The organism is Idiomarina sp., from assembly GCF_019431395.1.
Classification (GTDB): domain Bacteria; phylum Pseudomonadota; class Gammaproteobacteria; order Enterobacterales; family Alteromonadaceae; genus Idiomarina.
The window spans coordinates 1622325-1638614 of sequence record NZ_CP080268.1; the positions used below are offsets into that span (position 1 = coordinate 1622325).

The 16290-nt window shown below is 47.9% G+C and carries 13 protein-coding genes and 3 pseudogenes; 9 read left to right on the forward strand and 7 right to left on the reverse strand.

Going from position 1 to position 16290, the window contains the following annotated elements:
- The first annotated feature begins 92 nt into the window (after positions 1-92).
- The 3 genes from KZ771_RS07965 (at position 93) to KZ771_RS07975 (ending at position 1625) form a co-directional block, all read left to right on the forward strand.
- Positions 93-968 (forward strand): DNA ligase, encoded by an 876-nt coding sequence (locus tag KZ771_RS07965; RefSeq protein ID WP_290652772.1) that lies wholly within the window; start codon positions 93-95, stop codon positions 966-968.
- An 81-nt stretch (positions 969-1049) separates the two neighbouring features.
- Complete coding sequence (locus tag KZ771_RS07970; protein WP_290652774.1) at positions 1050-1328, forward strand: type II toxin-antitoxin system RelE/ParE family toxin; 279 nt, start codon at positions 1050-1052, stop codon at positions 1326-1328.
- A 9-nt stretch (positions 1329-1337) separates the two neighbouring features.
- Complete coding sequence (locus KZ771_RS07975; protein ID WP_290573629.1) at positions 1338-1625, forward strand: HigA family addiction module antitoxin; 288 nt, start codon at positions 1338-1340, stop codon at positions 1623-1625.
- 104 nt (positions 1626-1729) lie between these two features.
- Here the strand turns inward: KZ771_RS07975 and KZ771_RS14330 are convergent.
- The 3 genes and pseudogenes from KZ771_RS14330 to KZ771_RS07985 all read right to left on the reverse strand — a co-directional run.
- Positions 1730-2428: pseudogene (locus KZ771_RS14330) on the reverse strand (GGDEF domain-containing protein); the annotation flags it as partial.
- Positions 2425-2592 (reverse strand): hypothetical protein, encoded by a 168-nt coding sequence (locus KZ771_RS07980; protein ID WP_290652776.1) that lies wholly within the window; start codon positions 2590-2592, stop codon positions 2425-2427. The gene KZ771_RS07980 and the pseudogene KZ771_RS14330, both read right to left, overlap by 4 nt.
- Positions 2589-2909: a helix-turn-helix domain-containing protein gene (locus KZ771_RS07985; RefSeq protein ID WP_290652778.1), complete on the reverse strand. Its 321-nt coding sequence runs from the start codon at positions 2907-2909 to the stop codon at positions 2589-2591. The genes KZ771_RS07980 and KZ771_RS07985 overlap by 4 nt, the downstream gene beginning before the upstream one ends.
- 192 nt (positions 2910-3101) lie before the next feature.
- Between KZ771_RS07985 and KZ771_RS07990 the strand changes: the two are divergent.
- The 6 genes and pseudogenes from KZ771_RS07990 to KZ771_RS08015 form a co-directional block, all read left to right on the forward strand.
- Positions 3102-3242, forward strand: a pseudogene (locus KZ771_RS07990) (addiction module antidote protein, HigA family); the annotation flags it as partial.
- A gap of 91 nt (positions 3243-3333) precedes the next feature.
- Positions 3334-4917: a type I restriction-modification system subunit M gene (locus KZ771_RS07995; RefSeq protein WP_290652780.1), complete on the forward strand. Its 1584-nt coding sequence runs from the start codon at positions 3334-3336 to the stop codon at positions 4915-4917.
- The gene (locus KZ771_RS08000) at positions 4914-5738 is read left to right on the forward strand and encodes a KilA-N domain-containing protein (protein ID WP_290652782.1); all 825 of its coding nucleotides are present in this window, start codon (positions 4914-4916) and stop codon (positions 5736-5738) included. The genes KZ771_RS07995 and KZ771_RS08000 overlap by 4 nt, the downstream gene beginning before the upstream one ends.
- A complete protein-coding gene (locus tag KZ771_RS08005; RefSeq protein ID WP_290652784.1) occupies positions 5735-6943 on the forward strand; it encodes a restriction endonuclease subunit S in 1209 nt (402 codons plus the stop codon). The genes KZ771_RS08000 and KZ771_RS08005 overlap by 4 nt, the downstream gene beginning before the upstream one ends.
- 164 nt (positions 6944-7107) lie before the next feature.
- Positions 7108-7641, forward strand: a complete 534-nt coding sequence (gene rhuM, locus KZ771_RS08010; RefSeq protein WP_290652786.1) for a RhuM family protein — start codon at positions 7108-7110, stop codon at positions 7639-7641.
- A gap of 229 nt (positions 7642-7870) precedes the next feature.
- Positions 7871-10969: a type I restriction endonuclease subunit R gene (locus KZ771_RS08015; RefSeq protein WP_290652788.1), complete on the forward strand. Its 3099-nt coding sequence runs from the start codon at positions 7871-7873 to the stop codon at positions 10967-10969.
- Between the two features lie 235 nt (positions 10970-11204).
- Here the strand turns inward: KZ771_RS08015 and gcvP are convergent, their stop codons facing one another.
- From gcvP to KZ771_RS08035, 4 genes and pseudogenes are all read right to left on the reverse strand, one after another.
- Positions 11205-14093, reverse strand: a complete 2889-nt coding sequence (gcvP, locus tag KZ771_RS08020; protein ID WP_290652790.1) for an aminomethyl-transferring glycine dehydrogenase — start codon at positions 14091-14093, stop codon at positions 11205-11207.
- A 110-nt stretch (positions 14094-14203) separates the two neighbouring features.
- Positions 14204-14593, reverse strand: coding sequence for a glycine cleavage system protein GcvH (gene gcvH, locus KZ771_RS08025; RefSeq protein ID WP_133538898.1), 390 nt, complete (start codon positions 14591-14593; stop codon positions 14204-14206).
- 34 nt (positions 14594-14627) lie between these two features.
- Positions 14628-14789, reverse strand: a pseudogene (locus KZ771_RS08030) (glycine cleavage T C-terminal barrel domain-containing protein); the annotation flags it as partial.
- A 17-nt stretch (positions 14790-14806) separates the two neighbouring features.
- Positions 14807-16111 carry an alkaline phosphatase gene (locus KZ771_RS08035; RefSeq protein WP_290570340.1) on the reverse strand — a complete coding sequence of 435 codons (1305 nt, stop codon included), beginning with the start codon at positions 16109-16111 and terminating at the stop codon, positions 14807-14809.
- Between the last annotated feature and the right edge of the window lie 179 nt (positions 16112-16290).

Genomic DNA, 16290 nt, shown 5'->3' on the forward strand with positions numbered 1-16290 from the left:
CACATACTGGAAAGCGACGTTATGACTACTAACATCGTTACTAGCAATTCGCGTGATGTCGCTATAACCAACGAGATTTTATGGAGGCAAGGATGCAAAAGCTCGCCAGGAGTTATCTGCTTTATCTAACCGCTGTGTGTTTCACGGCGCTTATACCCAATTCTGCAGTGGCGCTACAGGTGTCGACGCAAACCCAGCTGGCAAACGTGTATGAAGAAAATGCTGCCATTCCCGTTAGCAACTACTTAGTCAGCGAAAAGTACGACGGTATCAGAGCAATATGGACAGGCAAGCACTTGCTGACCCGGCAAGGTAACCGAATATATGCGCCCAAATGGTTTACTGCACCACTACCTGACGTCTGGCTTGATGGTGAGTTGTGGACGTCACGCCAGAATTTTGAGGCATTGAGCGCCATAGTCAGAACCCACATTCCGGAACAAGAACGCTGGCGTGAAGTTAACTATATGGTATTTGATATGCCTGATACCGAGCTGCCTTTTGCGCAGCGATACAAAAACTATTCAAGCTTAATTGAGCAGCTGAACGTGAAACATATTAAAGCCGTCAAGCAACAGCAGTTTCAGTCCAATCACGCGCTAAGCAAGCATCTTGAGTCGATGGTCGAGAAAGGCGCAGAAGGCCTGATGCTGCATTTGGCAAGTGCACCTCATCAACCCGGCAGAAGCGATGCTTTATTGAAATTAAAGCCCTACTTTGACGACGAGGCTGAGGTTATCGCGCATTTACCCGGCAAAGGAAAATACACCGATATGCTAGGTGCGTTGCGCGTGCGCAATCAACAAGGCACTGAGTTTTCTATTGGTACCGGGTTCACCGACGCCGAACGCGCCAACCCACCGCCTGTCGGCAGCATCATTACCTATAAGTACCACGGCTACACCAATAATGGCGTGCCGCGCTTTGCTAGTTTTTTAAGAATTAGAGAGGAGCTCGAAGATGAATAACTTTCCAAGCAGGATGTCCATGCGTAATATACCGAAACTAGAAAAATTGACACCCGACACGTTACAGGGTACGATTTAATCGTGATCAGAAACTTCAAGCACAAAGGTTTGGCTAAGTTTTACAGGTTCGGTAGCACCGCAGGGATTCAGGCCAGCCACGCAAAGAGGCTTCGACTTATTCTCGGTAGGTTGAATGCGGCATCTGGCACAAAAGATATGGATTTGCCAGGTCTTCGACTTCATGAGCTCTCCGATAGCCGCTCTGGAATTTGGTCAGTGACAGTCAGCGGAAATTGGCGCGTGACCTTCCGATTTAAGGATGGAGACGCCGAGATAGTAAATTATGAAGATTATCACTGAGGTATTCGTATGTTGATGCACAATCCCCCCCACCCTGGCGAAGTTGTACGAGAGCTTTGTCTCGAGCCTCTTGGCTTATCTGTAACCGCTGCAGCGGAAGCTTTGGGCGTAAGCCGGAAAACGTTAAGTGCTGTTCTGAACGGCAAGGCTGGTATTAGCCCTGAAATGGCTATCAGACTATCAATCGCATTTAATACTTCAGCGGGAAGCTGGTTAAACCAGCAGTCCCAGTATGAACTCTGGCATGCCGAGCAACATCGTAAAGAACTCAAGGTTAAGAAGCTCGTTGCCGCATAAAAGCCCTAAGCGAGGCACAAAATGAGCTCAACCAAAATTAATTACATTGAACTACCAGCGCGGAACCTTGAAGCAACCAAGCGCTTTTTTCAGCAGGCCTTTGNAACAATATCTAATTCGCCTTCCGTCAAGGCGACCTGCAATCCCGACTTTATCGACAATTCTCGCTGATAGCACTGGTGTAACTCATCACTGAATTCGGTAATGACATTGCCGCCCTGACGCTTAGACTCGCCCATAGCAATGTCAGCAGCTTGAATAGCCATAGCCGGGCTTTTTGTTGTTTCATTAAGCCGATAAAAACCGATACTGGCGGTTAATGCGACCTCATGTCCATCTTGCTCGATAGCTTTCGATAATTCGGCTTGCAAGCATTCAAGGTCATGCGGTACTGCCATATCGCTCACGGCACAGGCAGGAAAGTAGACAATAAATTCATCGCTGCAATAACGGCTAACAAAGGCTTTATCGGCAACGAATGTCGTTAACCGCTCAGCCAATACTTGTAAAACGTTATCCCCTGCAGCTTTGCCGTATTCATCATTGATTGGCTTAAAACCATCCATATCGATAAAGACAATCAACCCAAGCTCTGTTCTAAATGCTGTTTTAGCTTCGGCAATTTCAGTTTGAATGGCGCTTTCAATCACATCCCGCGAAGGTAAACCACAGACCGGATCATTTTTACTGACTGGCTGCAACGTCGGCTCTGCTTGTTGCCGTAATTTCCGCGTCCGAAATAAATTTATAACCAGTACCAGCGAGAGCAGTGCCACCAGTGACGTCAGTGTCGTTTCATTCATTCACGCTTTCCCTGTGCTTTAGTCTTGTACTCGCGCCACAGTAGTAGCTTGTTTTTTTCGACAAATTCAGATAAGTACTCGAACCGCGCAGCCGTGTCGCCTTTGTTATAACTTAAGGCACCGACAGGCTCGCCTTTGTAGCGAACTTCAATGGTATTAATCACCAGTCCAGCTCCTGATTGTCAGCAGGTTTCACACGCGTTTTACCGCTCGCTCGTTTCTTCTGTTTGGTGCTACTTTTGAGTAGTTGCACAGGAGAAACTCCCTCGTCCGGGAATGCGGCCAGTAAATTGTCAATATGACCCAAAGCCTGAAGAATTGCGACATAGGTCGGTAAGGTGCTTTTACCACCCTCCGCAGATTTAACCGCATTCAGTGAGACATTAGCTAAGGTAGCCAAGTCCTCCTGGGTTAAATCCTGGTTCAGCCGATACTGCCTGACTCGCTGACCAATGATTGCTGAAACACGTTCAGAATCCATATAAAGAACCTTAAATAGATTTTAAACTAATGATTAGAGTGTAACAGACTATCTAAGGCACGCAATTACATTCATATAAAAGACCTTATATGGACTGCAAAGCCATAAATTAATTATAAAAGCACTTTTAAGGGCTAAAGAAAGTCTAATCCAATACTTCAGAGTAATGCCAAAGTGGTATAAGTCCTGTATATGGCACTACGTTTATCAAAAGCGTTAGGCAGAAGCACCGAAAGTTGGCTCGCCGTGCAGGACGCATACGATTTGTGGCATGCTGAGAAAAATTTAAGCGTAGACAAAGTGCAGAAACTTGATTTGACCGTCGCGCAATAATCCAAACAGACTTCAAAATACGTCCACTACCAAGTACTCTAGAGAACTTAGCATAAAAGCTCCACAGTAAAACCAGGGAAATGGACTCAACATGACAAGTACCCAACAGCGCGCCGCGCTTCAGCGCCAAATATGGCAAATTGCTAACGACGTTCGTGGCTCAGTCGACGGCTGGGATTTCAAGCAGTACGTACTCGGTACTTTGTTCTATCGCTTCATTAGCGAAAACTTCGCTAATTACATTGAAGGCGGTGACGAAAGCATTAACTATGCAGCGCTCGACGACTCGGTCATAACCGATGACATTAAAGACGATGCCATTAAAACCAAAGGCTACTTCATATACCCGAGCCAGTTGTTCGAGAACATTGCGAAAACGGCAAACAAAAACGAGAGCCTGAACACCGACCTTGCCACTATTTTTGGTGAAATCGAAAACTCAGCCAACGGCTATGAGTCGGAAGACGACATTAAAGGCTTGTTCGCTGACTTTGATACCACCAGCAATCGCTTAGGCAGCACGGTTAAAGATAAAAACCAGCGCTTAGCAGCGGTATTAAAAGGCGTAGCAGGTCTGGACTTCGGTAACTTCGAAGACAACCACATTGATCTGTTCGGCGACGCTTACGAATTCCTTATTTCAAACTATGCCGCCAATGCCGGCAAGTCGGGCGGTGAGTTCTTTACCCCACAACAGGTGTCGAAGTTAATCGCCCTGCTTGCCATTAACGGCCAGGAACAAGTGAATAAAGTCTATGACCCAGCCGTGGGGTCGGGCTCTTTGTTGATGAAAGCCAGAAAGCACATGGACCCTCACCGTATTCAAGACGGTTACTTCGGGCAGGAGATTAACCACACCACCTACAACCTTGCCCGTATGAACATGTTTTTGCACAACATCAACTACGATAAGTTCAATATCCAGTTGGGGAACACACTGACGGATCCCCATTTTCTTGACGATAAGCCGTTTGACGCCATTGTATCTAACCCACCCTATTCAGTTAAGTGGATTGGTAGTGAAGACCCCACACTAATTAACGACGAGCGATTTGCGCCTGCGGGTGTGTTGGCTCCCAAGTCAAAAGCCGATTTTGCCTTTGTGCTGCATGCGCTCAATTACCTGTCCAGTAAGGGCCGGGCGGCCATTGTGTGCTTCCCGGGTATTTTCTACCGCGGCGGTGCCGAGCAGAAAATTCGTAAGTATTTAGTCGATAACAACTACGTTGAAACGGTTGTTTCGTTAGCACCGAACTTGTTTTTCGGCACCTCCATTGCCGTGAATATTTTGGTGCTCTCAAAGCACAAGCAAGACACCAACACGCAGTTTATCGACGCCAGTGAACTATTCAAAAAAGAAACCAACAACAACTACCTGACCGACAAGCACATCGAGCAGATTCTGAAAGTGTTCGAGAGCAAAGAAAATACTGAACACTTTGCCAAGTCGGTGCCATTCGAACAAGTTGCAGAAAACGACTACAACCTCTCAGTCAGTAGCTATGTTGAACTCAAAGACACCCGGGAAGTGATTGATATTACTGAGCTCAACGCCGAGCTGAAAACAACCGTTGCCAAAATTGACCAATTGCGTGCGGATATTGATTCGATTGTGGCGGAGATTGAAGGGACTACACCAAATGGAATTAGCATCGCAGGAGGCGAGTTCAAATGAGCAAAAGTATTGCTGTACTCAACACGGAAGTAAAAATCAAAACAGTCGAACGCGACGACTTTATTTGTCTAACAGACATTGCCAAATCAAAAAACCCTGAACACCCTGACGATCTCATCCGCAACTGGCTTCGCAACCGTAATACGCTTGAGTTTCTGGGTATTTGGGAGCAGTTAAACAACCCAGATTTTAATTCCGTCGAATTCGACGGGATTAAAAGCCAGGCTGGATTAAATAGTTTTGCAATCACCCCCAAGCAATGGATAGCGTCAACTCAAGCTATAGGACTGACATCTAAAGCTGGTCGCTATGGCGGAACTTATGCCCACAAAGACGTGGCTTTTGAGTTTGCAGCCTGGGTTTCTGTAGAATTCAAACTGTACTTAATTAAAGAATTTCAACGCTTAAAAGAAGACGAGCACAAACAGCTGGGCTGGGATGTAAAACGCCACCTCACTAAAATAAACTATCGCATTCATACCGATGCCGTAAAAGAAAACCTAATCCCTCCGGAGTTAACACCGCAGCAAACCGGTAGCGTCTATGCGTCTGAGGCAGATTTACTCAACATGGCACTGTTTGGCAAAACCGCTAAGCAGTGGCGTAACGAAAACCCCAATAAAGAGGGTAATATTCGCGATTACTCGAACGTTTCACAGCTGGTATGTTTGGCTAATCTTGAAGCCTTAAATGCTCATCTGATTCAGCAATCAATACCGCAAGCGCAGCGGCTTGCCCTGCTCAATAACACCGCCATTCAACAAATGCAGCTGTTAACTGAAGACAAAAGCATGAAGAAGCTTGAAGGAGGTCAGGGGTGAGTGATTTTAGTTTTATGGAGAGGTTACTGGATGGGGTTGAAGTTGAGTTCATTAAGCTCAATGACTTAGTTAGCCTTCAAAGAGGAAAAAGGTTAGTTAAAAGTGAACTAAATGAACTAGGCGAATATGCTGTGTTTCAGAATAGTATGACCCCTCTTGGTTACTATCATGCAAGCAATGTGTCAGCCGACACTACCTTCATAATTTGTGCTGGCGCTGCGGGAGAAATAGGATATAGCAACAACGATTTTTGGGCGGCAGATGATGTTTTTTCATTAAAAGTGCCTACACACATTAATAGTAAATACCTTTATCACGGCTTATTAGCACAAAAAGGTAAAATATTGTCTCAAGTTCGCCGAGCAAGCATACCTCGTCTTTCTCGGTCGGCTGTTGAGAACTTAGTCGTGCCAATCCCGTGCCCTGAAAACCCAGAAAAGTCGCTGCAAATCCAAGCGGAAATCGTCCGAATTTTGGACGCATTTACCTCCCTTACAGCCGAGCTTACAGCCGAGCTTACCGCTCGCAAAAAACAATACAACTACTACCGCGATAAATTGCTCAGCTTTGAAGACGGCGACGTGGAGTGGAAGACGCTAGGCGAGGTTAGTTTAAAATCTTATTCTGGCGGCACGCCCAAAGCGGGAAACCCAACTTATTATGATGGTGGTACAATCCCTTGGCTTCGAACGAAAGAAGTTAAGTTTTCTGATATTTATGAAACATCGGTTAAGGTTACCCAAGCTGCAATAGATGAAACGGCTGCGAAATGGATTCCTGAAAATTGCGTTATAATTGCTATTTCTGGAGCCACAGCAGGTCGTTCTGCAATCAACAGAATTCCATTAACAACCAACCAGCACTGTTGCTGCTTAGAAATAGATCCCAAGCAAGCGCTTTACCGGTATGTATTTCATTGGGTCAGCTTGAATTATGAAAAGCTAAAGGAAATGGGACAAGGAGCCCGCGGAGACCTGAACTCGGGAATAATCAAAAGTTTCAAAATCCCGATACCTTGTCCGGGAGAGCCAACGAAGTCACTTGAAGAACAAGAGCGCATCGTCACGATACTCGATAAATTCGATGCCCTAACCAACTCCATAACCGAGGGCCTTCCGCGCGAAATTGAGTTACGGCAAAAGCAGTACGAGTATTATCGTGATTTGCTGCTAAGCTTTCCAAAGCCAGATGAGCAGGTGGCTTGATATGTCGATGGCGCTCGGAAACCTCAATCTGTTAAGCATTGCTGACCGAGCAGCTGGGGCACATGATTGCAAAGAACGTGTGCGGACAACCGCAACTCATAAGAATTTCTTAGCAGTTCAAATCGTTAGGCGATTTAATGGCATTCAAGGAAAAGGAATTTCCGATGACCAATAGTATTGAAATTTACCAAGCCGATGACGGTAAACTAGAACTTAATGTTACCCTTGAGAACGAAACGGTTTGGCTCACCCAAATACAAATGGTAGAGCTATTTGGGCGTGACCAGTCAGTGTTATCTCGACATATTCGCAATGTATTCAAGGACGGAGAATTGTCTGAAAAAAGCAATATGCAAAAAATGCATATTGCTGGCTCCGACAAGCCGGTAGCCTTTTACTCCCTAGATGTGATCATTTCCGTAGGTTATCGAGTTAAGTCCCAGCGCGGCGTACAGTTCCGTCAGTGGGCCAACAGTATCCTCAAACAGCATATCATCGAAGGCTACACGGTTAACCAGCGTCGGTTGCAAGAGCGTGGTGTTGAGTTCGCGCAAGCGATTGCTTTGCTTTCTCGCACACTGGCAAACCAACAACTGGTGAGTAATGAAGGCGAGGCTGTCCTCGCTGTCATTAATGACTATGCACGCAGTTGGAGCTTGTTGCAGGGCTATGACGAGCAAAGCCCGTTGAGCAATTGATCAGTGACAATACACTTGTGGCTTTAGCGCTGCTTGTCGCCGAGAGCTTACCTGACCAAAAAGAGCTGATGATTCGTTTGGTTGAGCACTTTATTATGTTGAAAACAGGTGATAAAAGCGACTAGTTCCATTTTGGAACACGTGAACTGAAAGTGGTTAGTTCCATTTTGGAAACAACCACTCAACCGCACGTGAATAAAGCGCTGTTGCAGAAAAAGGATACAAAGGAATGACCACCTACAAAACCATAGCCGAGTCGAAGAACTTTATCGTTTTAGATAAGTACACTAAGCACGATGAAGTTGCTGAAAGTTACCAAAGCGAGAGTGATTTAGAACGTGAACTGATTCAGGACTTAGTGAATCAGGGCTATGAGTACGTGCCGGGCCTTAACAACCCTACTGCTATGCTTGCCAATGTGCGCGTGCAGTTGCAGACCTTGAACAACGTTGAGTTTTCAGACGGTGAGTGGACGCGCTTTGTTGAGACGTATCTCGACAGACCCAGTGACAGCATCACCGATAAAACCCGCAAAATTCATGACGATTACATTGAAGACTTTGTCTTTGATGATGGCCGCATTCAAAACATCTACCTGGTTGATAAAAACAATATTGCACGTAACAAGGTGCAGGTGATCAAGCAGTTTGAGCAGACTGGTTCGCACGCCAATCGCTACGACGTCACCATTTTGGTGAATGGCCTGCCGCTGGTTCAAGTTGAGCTGAAAAAGCGCGGTGTGGCCATTCGCGAAGCCTTTAACCAAGTGCACCGCTACAGTAAAGAAAGCTTTAACGCCGAGAGCTCGCTATTTAAGTATTTGCAGCTGTTTGTCATTTCCAACGGTACTGACACGCGCTATTTCGCCAACACTGTTAAGCGCAACAAAAATACCTTCGATTTCACCATGAACTGGGCGAAGTCCGACAACGGCTTGATTAAAGATCTTAAAGACTTTACTGCGACCTTCTTTCAAAAAGAGACGTTGCTCAAAGTACTGCTGCATTTCTCAGTATTTGATGTCAGCGACACCCTGCTGGTGATGCGGCCCTATCAAATTGCCGCTACCGAACGCATTTTGTGGAAGATAAAGAGCGCATTTCAGGCCAAGCAATGGAGTTCAACCGATGCGGGTGGCTATATCTGGCACACCACGGGCTCGGGGAAAACATTAACCAGCTTTAAAGCTGCGCGTTTGGCGACCGAGCTCGACTTTGTCGACAAAGTGTTCTTTGTGGTCGACCGTAAAGACCTCGATTACCAAACCATGAAGGAGTATCAGCGCTTCTCGCCCGATAGCGTAAACGGCTCGGACAGCACCGCTGGCCTTAAGCGCAATTTGAGTAAGGATGACAACAAAATTATTGTCACCACTATTCAAAAACTGAATAACTTGATGAAAACCGAGCGCGATTTGCCGGTTTATCGTCAGCAGGTTGTGTTTATTTTTGACGAGTGCCACCGTAGCCAGTTTGGTGAAGCACAGAAGAACTTACAGAAGAAATTTAAGCGCTATTATCAGTTTGGTTTTACCGGAACGCCGATATTCCCTCAGAACGCATTAGGTGCTGAAACCACCGCCAGTGTGTTTGGTCGTGAGCTTCACTCGTATGTGATAACTGACGCCATTCGTGACGAAAAAGTCCTGAAGTTCAAAGTAGACTACAACGACGTACGCCCGCAGTTCCGTGAAATTGAAACCGAGCAGGACGAGCAGAAACTCAGTGCTGCGGAAAACAAACAAGCATTACTGCACCCCGAGCGTATACGCGAAATAACACAGTACATACTGAAGCATTTCCGCCAGAAAACGCATCGCAGGGGAGCTGGTGGCCGAGGTTTTAACGCAATGTTCGCGGTCAGCAGTGTTGATGCTGCAAAAGCCTATTACGAGGCGTTTCAGCAGCTGCAACAAGATGCAGAGCGGCCATTACGTGTAGCGACCATTTTCTCGTTTGCGGCGAATGAAGAACAAGACGCTATTGGCGAAATACCGGACGAGAGCTTCGAAGTATCTGCCATGAACAGCAGCGGTAAAGAGTTTTTAAGCGCTGCTATTGACGACTACAACAACATGTTTAAGGTGAACCATGGCGTCGACAGTAAAGGCTTCCAGAACTACTATCGCGACTTAGCCAAGCGCGTTAAAAGCCAGGAAATTGATTTGCTGATTGTGGTGGGTATGTTCCTCACCGGATTTGATGCGCCGACATTGAACACCCTGTTTGTGGATAAAAACCTGCGTTACCACGGACTTATTCAAGCCTATTCGCGCACCAACCGAATTTACGATGCCACCAAGACTTTCGGCAATATTGTCACCTTCCGCGACCTGGAAAAGTCGACCGTTGATGCCATCACCTTGTTTGGTGATAAGAATACTAAGAATGTGGTGCTCGAAAAGAGCTACAAAGAGTACATGGAAGGCTTTACCGACCTTGTTACCGGCCAGGCAAGACGTGGTTTTATGGAGGTGGTGTCCGAGCTTGAACAGCGCTTCCCGGACCCGGATGACATTGAACGAGAGAAGGACAAGAAAGACTTTGCCAAGTTATTTGGTGAGTATTTGCGTGTTGAAAACATTCTGCAAAACTACGATGAATTTGCCAGCTTAAAAGCTCTGCAGAAAATCGATACCAGCGACGATGATGCCGTCGAAGCGTTCAAAGTTGAGCATCATTTAAGCGACGACGATATTGCAACGTTGCAAACCATTCGCATACCACCAGAGCGCAAGGTGCAGGATTATCGTTCGACCTATAACGATATTCGCGACTGGATCCGCCGTGAAAAATCAGCCGAAAACCAAGCGCAGTCAACCATCGACTGGGACGATATTGAGTTTGAAGTCGACTTGCTGAAGTCGCAGGAAATTAACCTCGACTATATTCTTGAGCTGATATTTGAGCAGAATAAGAAAAACAAAAGCAAAGACGACTTAATAGAAGAAGTTCGCCGCCTAATTCGCGCCAGCCTTGGCAACCGAGCCAAAGAAAGCCTGGTGGTTAAATTTATTAACCAAACCGAGCTTGATGAAATACCGGAAAAATCGGAAATTATCGACGACTTCTATAAATTCGCCCAAGCTGAGCAACTGCGCGAAGCCGAAGAACTTATTCGCTCAGAGAACCTCAATGAAGACGCCGCCAAGCGCTACATCGCTGCCTCATTACGTCGCGAATATGCTAGCGAAAACGGCACCGAGCTGAACTCAACACTGCCGAAACTAAGCCCGCTAAACCCGGAATACCGAACCAAGAAACAGACCGTATTCCAGAAAATTTCGGCGTTTGTTGAGAAGTTTAAAGGGGTTGGTGGGCAGGTTTAGTATTTTGCGGTAGTCAGGTCGTCGCGTAGTTTGAAACAACCACAGGATAAAAACTATGAAAGTTGATGAAGACAAAGTCGATGAGGCCGTGCTTGCTTTGCTACAGCTGACTTTGCACTATGGTTAAGGACGATTAAGTCTCAGAAGTCGGCAATCAATACAAAAAGCCCTCTAACCAGAGGGCTTTTGACTAACAAGTTTTAGCACAACAATCCACGTGCGCTAAAAGCGCACGCTACCGATACTCTTCAATGCTCGGGCATGAGCACATCAGGTTACGGTCGCCAAATACGTCATCTATACGGTTTACGGTTGGCCAGAACTTGTCGTAGCCGACCGCTTCTACCGGGTAGGTTGCCGTTTGACGGTCGTATGGGCGGTCCCATTCGGCGTCAGTGATGTCGGCTAACGTATGCGGTGCGTTAACTAGCGGATTGTTGTCTTTCGGCCAGTCGCCGGCGGCAATCTTATCGGCTTCTTGCTTAATGCTAACCATCGCTTCGATAAAACGATCCAGCTCTGCTTTAGACTCGGATTCAGTCGGTTCAACCATGATGGTACCGGCGACCGGGAAGCTCATGGTTGGTGAGTGGAAGCCGTAGTCCTGCAAGCGCTTAGCCACATCAATTTCCGCAATGCCGGCTGCGTCTTTCATTGGGCGCAAGTCGATAATGCATTCGTGCGCGACACGGTTGTTACGACCACGGTACAAGATCTTGAAGTGTTTGCTTAACTGCTCAGCAACGTAGTTTGCGTTCATAATAGCCACTTCAGAGGCTTCGCGCAGACCGCGGCCACCCATCATGGCAATATACATCCACGAAATTGGCAGAATGCTGGCACTACCAAACTGTGCCCCCGATACGGCGCCGTTACCGGTTTTAGTCGACTCGATGTTGATCACGCTATGGTTTGGCAAAAAGTCTTTCAGGTGTTCTTTAACACCGATGGGGCCCATACCCGGACCACCACCGCCATGCGGAATACAGAAGGTTTTATGCAGGTTAAGGTGCGATACATCAGAGCCTATGTAACCCGGTGAGGTCACGCCAACCTGAGCGTTCATGTTGGCACCGTCCATGTAGACCTGGCCGCCGTAGCTGTGGACTAAGTCACAGATTTCGCGAATGCCTTCTTCGTATACACCGTGCGTAGACGGGTAAGTGACCATGATGCACGACAAGTTATCGCCGGCTTCTTCAGCTTTCGCTTTCAGGTCAGCCATGTCGACGTTGCCGTGTTTGTCGCAGTCTACGACCACCACTTTCATGTTCATCATTTGCGCTGAGGCCGGGTTTGTACCGTGCGCCGAGCTTGGGATTAAGCAAATATCGCGATGTCCGTCGCCGCGGCTTTCATGGTACTTCTGAATCGCCAGCAGACCAGCGTATTCGCCTTGCGCACCGGAGTTAGGCTGCATCGACAACGCGTCGTAACCGGTAATATCAATTAACCAGTCAGACAACGTCGATACCAATTCGGCATAACCCTGCGCCTGATCGACCGGGCAGAACGGGTGCAACTGGCCAAACTCAGGCCAGGTGACCGGAATCATTTCGGCGGTTGCGTTAAGCTTCATGGTGCACGAACCCAGCGAAATCATCGAATGATTTAATGCTAAGTCTTTGTTTTCCAGCTTTTTGATATAACGCAGCATTTCGGTTTCTGAGTGGTACTCGTTAAATACCGGGTGCGTTAAAAAGTCCGACTGGCGCACCAACCCCGCAGGAATCGACTCAACGTCACCGCTTGCAACACGGCTGTCTAATACGTCGATATCCAGGCCGTGATTTTCGCCAAACAAGACAGTAAACAGGGCTTCGACATCGTCACGAGTTTTGGCTTCATCCAGGCTCACACCAAACACGCCCTCGCCGTCGTTGCGCAGGTTCAGCTGTGCTGCCTTAGAGCGCGCCAACACGTCTGCCGCGTTGTCTTTCATTTCGAAAGTCAGGGTGTCAAACCAATGACCATTTTGAATCTCTACGCCTTTGTCTTTTAAGCCCAGCGCCACGATGTCGGTCAGACGGTGGATACGATTAGCAATACGACGCAGGCCTTGCGGGCCATGGTAGACCGCATAAAACGACGCCATGTTAGCCAGCAGTACTTGCGCGGTACAGATGTTTGAATTCGCTTTTTCGCGGCGGATATGCTGCTCACGCGTTTGCATTGCCATGCGCAATGCAGGGCGGCCGCGGCTGTCTTTGGACACACCAATTATGCGACCCGGCAATGAACGCTTAAACTTGTCACGAGTGGCGAAAAACGCTGCATGAGGACCACCGTAGCCCATCGGCACGCCGAAACGCTGTGCGTTACCGAACACCATGTCTGCGCCCATTTCGCCCGGCGACTTAAGCATCAACAAGCTCATTAAATCGGAGGCAACGGCAACGATGGCCTTTTTCTCTTGTAACTCGCCAATCAGCTGCTCGATATTATGCAGCTCACCAGTTTTATCCGGGTACTGTAACAACGCACCGAACACGTCATGGTCAGAGGCCTCACGGGCCGGACCTAAAATGATCTCAAAACCGAAGTACTCTGCACGTGTTTTAACTACGTCGATGGTTTGTGGGTAAACGTTGTCAGCAATATAGAACGCATTCGACTTTTTATTTTTCGATACGCGTTTGGCCATCGCCATTGCTTCGGCTGCCGCAGTCGCTTCATCCAGCAACGAGGCGCTGGCCAAATCCAGGCCGGTTAAATCCATGGTCATTTGCTGGAAGTTAAGCAGGGCTTCCAGACGGCCTTGTGCAATCTCCGGCTGATACGGCGTGTACGCTGTGTACCAACCCGGGTTTTCCAGTACGTTACGCAAGATCACGTTAGGCGTTACGGTGTCGTAATAGCCCATGCCGATATACGACGTAAAAATTTGATTCTTTTTGGCTATCGCTTTCAGCGTTGCCAACGCTTCGCGCTCGCTTTGTGGCTCGCCCACCTGCAAAAACGGTTCGCGCAGGATAGTACCCGGCACCGTGTCTTTAGTCAGCGCTTCCAGCGAATCCGCACCAAGCACATCAAGCATCGCTTTTTGCTCGTCAGCGCTGGGGCCAATGTGGCGGCCAATAAATTCGTCGTGATGTTCTAATTGCGTCAGGGTAGTACTGGTCATTTACCTCGGCCTCGTACAAATAGGAAAATTTTCTGTGTAAGAAAAACAACGAACCCCGGCTATTGGCTCCGGGGTTCGCGACGTTCCATGTCTGCTAATGCATGACGAAATTAATCTTCGTCAATTGACGCTTCATAGGCGTCTGCGTCCAACAGGTTTTGCAGTTCGCTGCTGTCGTCCGCTTTAATTTTGAATAACCAACCGTCGCCATACGGGTCGTTGTTGACGGTTTCTGGCGAATCTTCCAAATCTTCATTAATAGCAACGACTTCGCCGCTAATGGGTGCATAGATATCGGATGCCGCTTTTACTGACTCAGCGACTGCAATATCGTCACCAGTTTCAACTTTATCGCCAACATCAGGCAACTCGACGAATACCATATCACCCAACAGGTCCTGGGCATGCTCACTGATACCAATGGTGAAGGTACCGTCACCCTCGTCGCGAACCCACTCGTGGGTTGATGCATACTTTAAATCGGCTGGAATGTTGCTCATAATGACTTCCTGTTATTAGTCTATAAAAACGTGATTATAAAACAGATTGACCGTTTCGCACGAAGCTTGGCTTAACGACTTTTACCGGTACTTGCTTCTTACGCATTTCTACCTCGGCTGTATCACCAACGCTGGCCGGTACACGAGCCATCGCGACAGAGAATCCAAGTGTAGGCGAGAATGTACCAGAAGATATGCGCCTTTGGCGCAAGTTTATTTCACGATATCGATTAACCTTTTGCCCAGTGCGGTGTTATCCATGTACCCACGGAATTGGTCGGCATGCGGGCCGGTGGCAAAAACCGGTACATCAACCGCGGTGTGGCCGCTGCCGGTCCAGCCGGTGCCGGTAATGTCGCCGGTGATATAAACCAACGCATCATGCAGTGCGTCCTCGCGCGCCTCACCTTGCTGTTCTGCAGCCAGCGCCAGCTCGTCGATATAGTCCTGGGTCAATTCAAAGTTAACCTTATCAGCAACGTAATCAGCCCACTGCTCGGCATCCATTGCTAACAACTCGCTGCGCATGGTGGCGATAGAGCTTTCAATCGACATTACCCGGTCAGAGTACCAGGCATATTCGCCATCACGGCCCAGCGTTAGCCCGCCGGTCGAGTGGTCAGCCGTCATCACAAACAAGGTATTCGGGTTCTCAGCAATAAACTCGTTAACCACTTCCAGCGTTTTATTTAACGAGTCCATTTCGTGCACCGCACAGGCGATATCGTTAGCATGGCCACACCAATCAATCTGGCTGCCTTCAATCATTAGCGCAAATGGCTTGTCTTCTGCCGACAATAAACGCAATGCTGTAGAGGTCATACGCGCAAGTGAGTCTTTACCTTCATCGATAGCATGTGGCAGGCCTTTCGGCGCAAACAAGCCCATTACCGGCGCCTGCTCTACCTGATCCAGCATCTGCATATCCTGAATGACGTTTAGGCCGTGCTGTTGCAATAACTCAACCCAGTTTTTGTCGTCACGGATAAAATATTGCTGACCACCGCCAAGCAATACATCGTAAGACGCTTCTTCTTTAATATACTGCTGCGCCATGAGATCAGCGATTTCGTTATATTCATAACGCGACGGGTGATGCGAGAAAAACGATGCCGGGGTGGCGTGGTTAACCTGCGACGTGGATACCGAACCGGTCATGTAGCCGCTTTCTTTGGCGTATTCCATCACGGTTTTTAACGAAGTTTTGTCGTTATCCATACCAATGGCACCGTTGTACGACTTTTCGCCAGTCGCCAGCGCCGTAGCACCTGCTGCCGAATCGGTTACCCAGGTATCATCCTCCGGATACGTCATCGCCGCACCGGTCAGATAATGATCAAACTGCGTTTCGGCCATGTCTTTGGTTTCTAAATCCGACATCGCATAGCGATACGCGCTGATGAACTCAAAGCCCATACCATCGCCAATCACATAAATAATATTCGGTTTCTGGTGGTCGTCAGCAACAGCCGAAGTGGCCAATAAAGCGACCGACGCCGCGAGAAGTGTACGTTTCATGATTACGTCTCCATGATAAAGTTAGCTCGATCCTACTCGCGGATTGTTACACTAGCAAGTCTACGATGCTCGCTTCGCTCAGGCTTAGTCCCTTTGGGCGGTTTTGGCTCGCTTCGCTCGCGGTGTAGGCCCTTCGGGCGGTGTAGCGTGCTGCCTTCGGCGCACGGGTTTAGGTTACA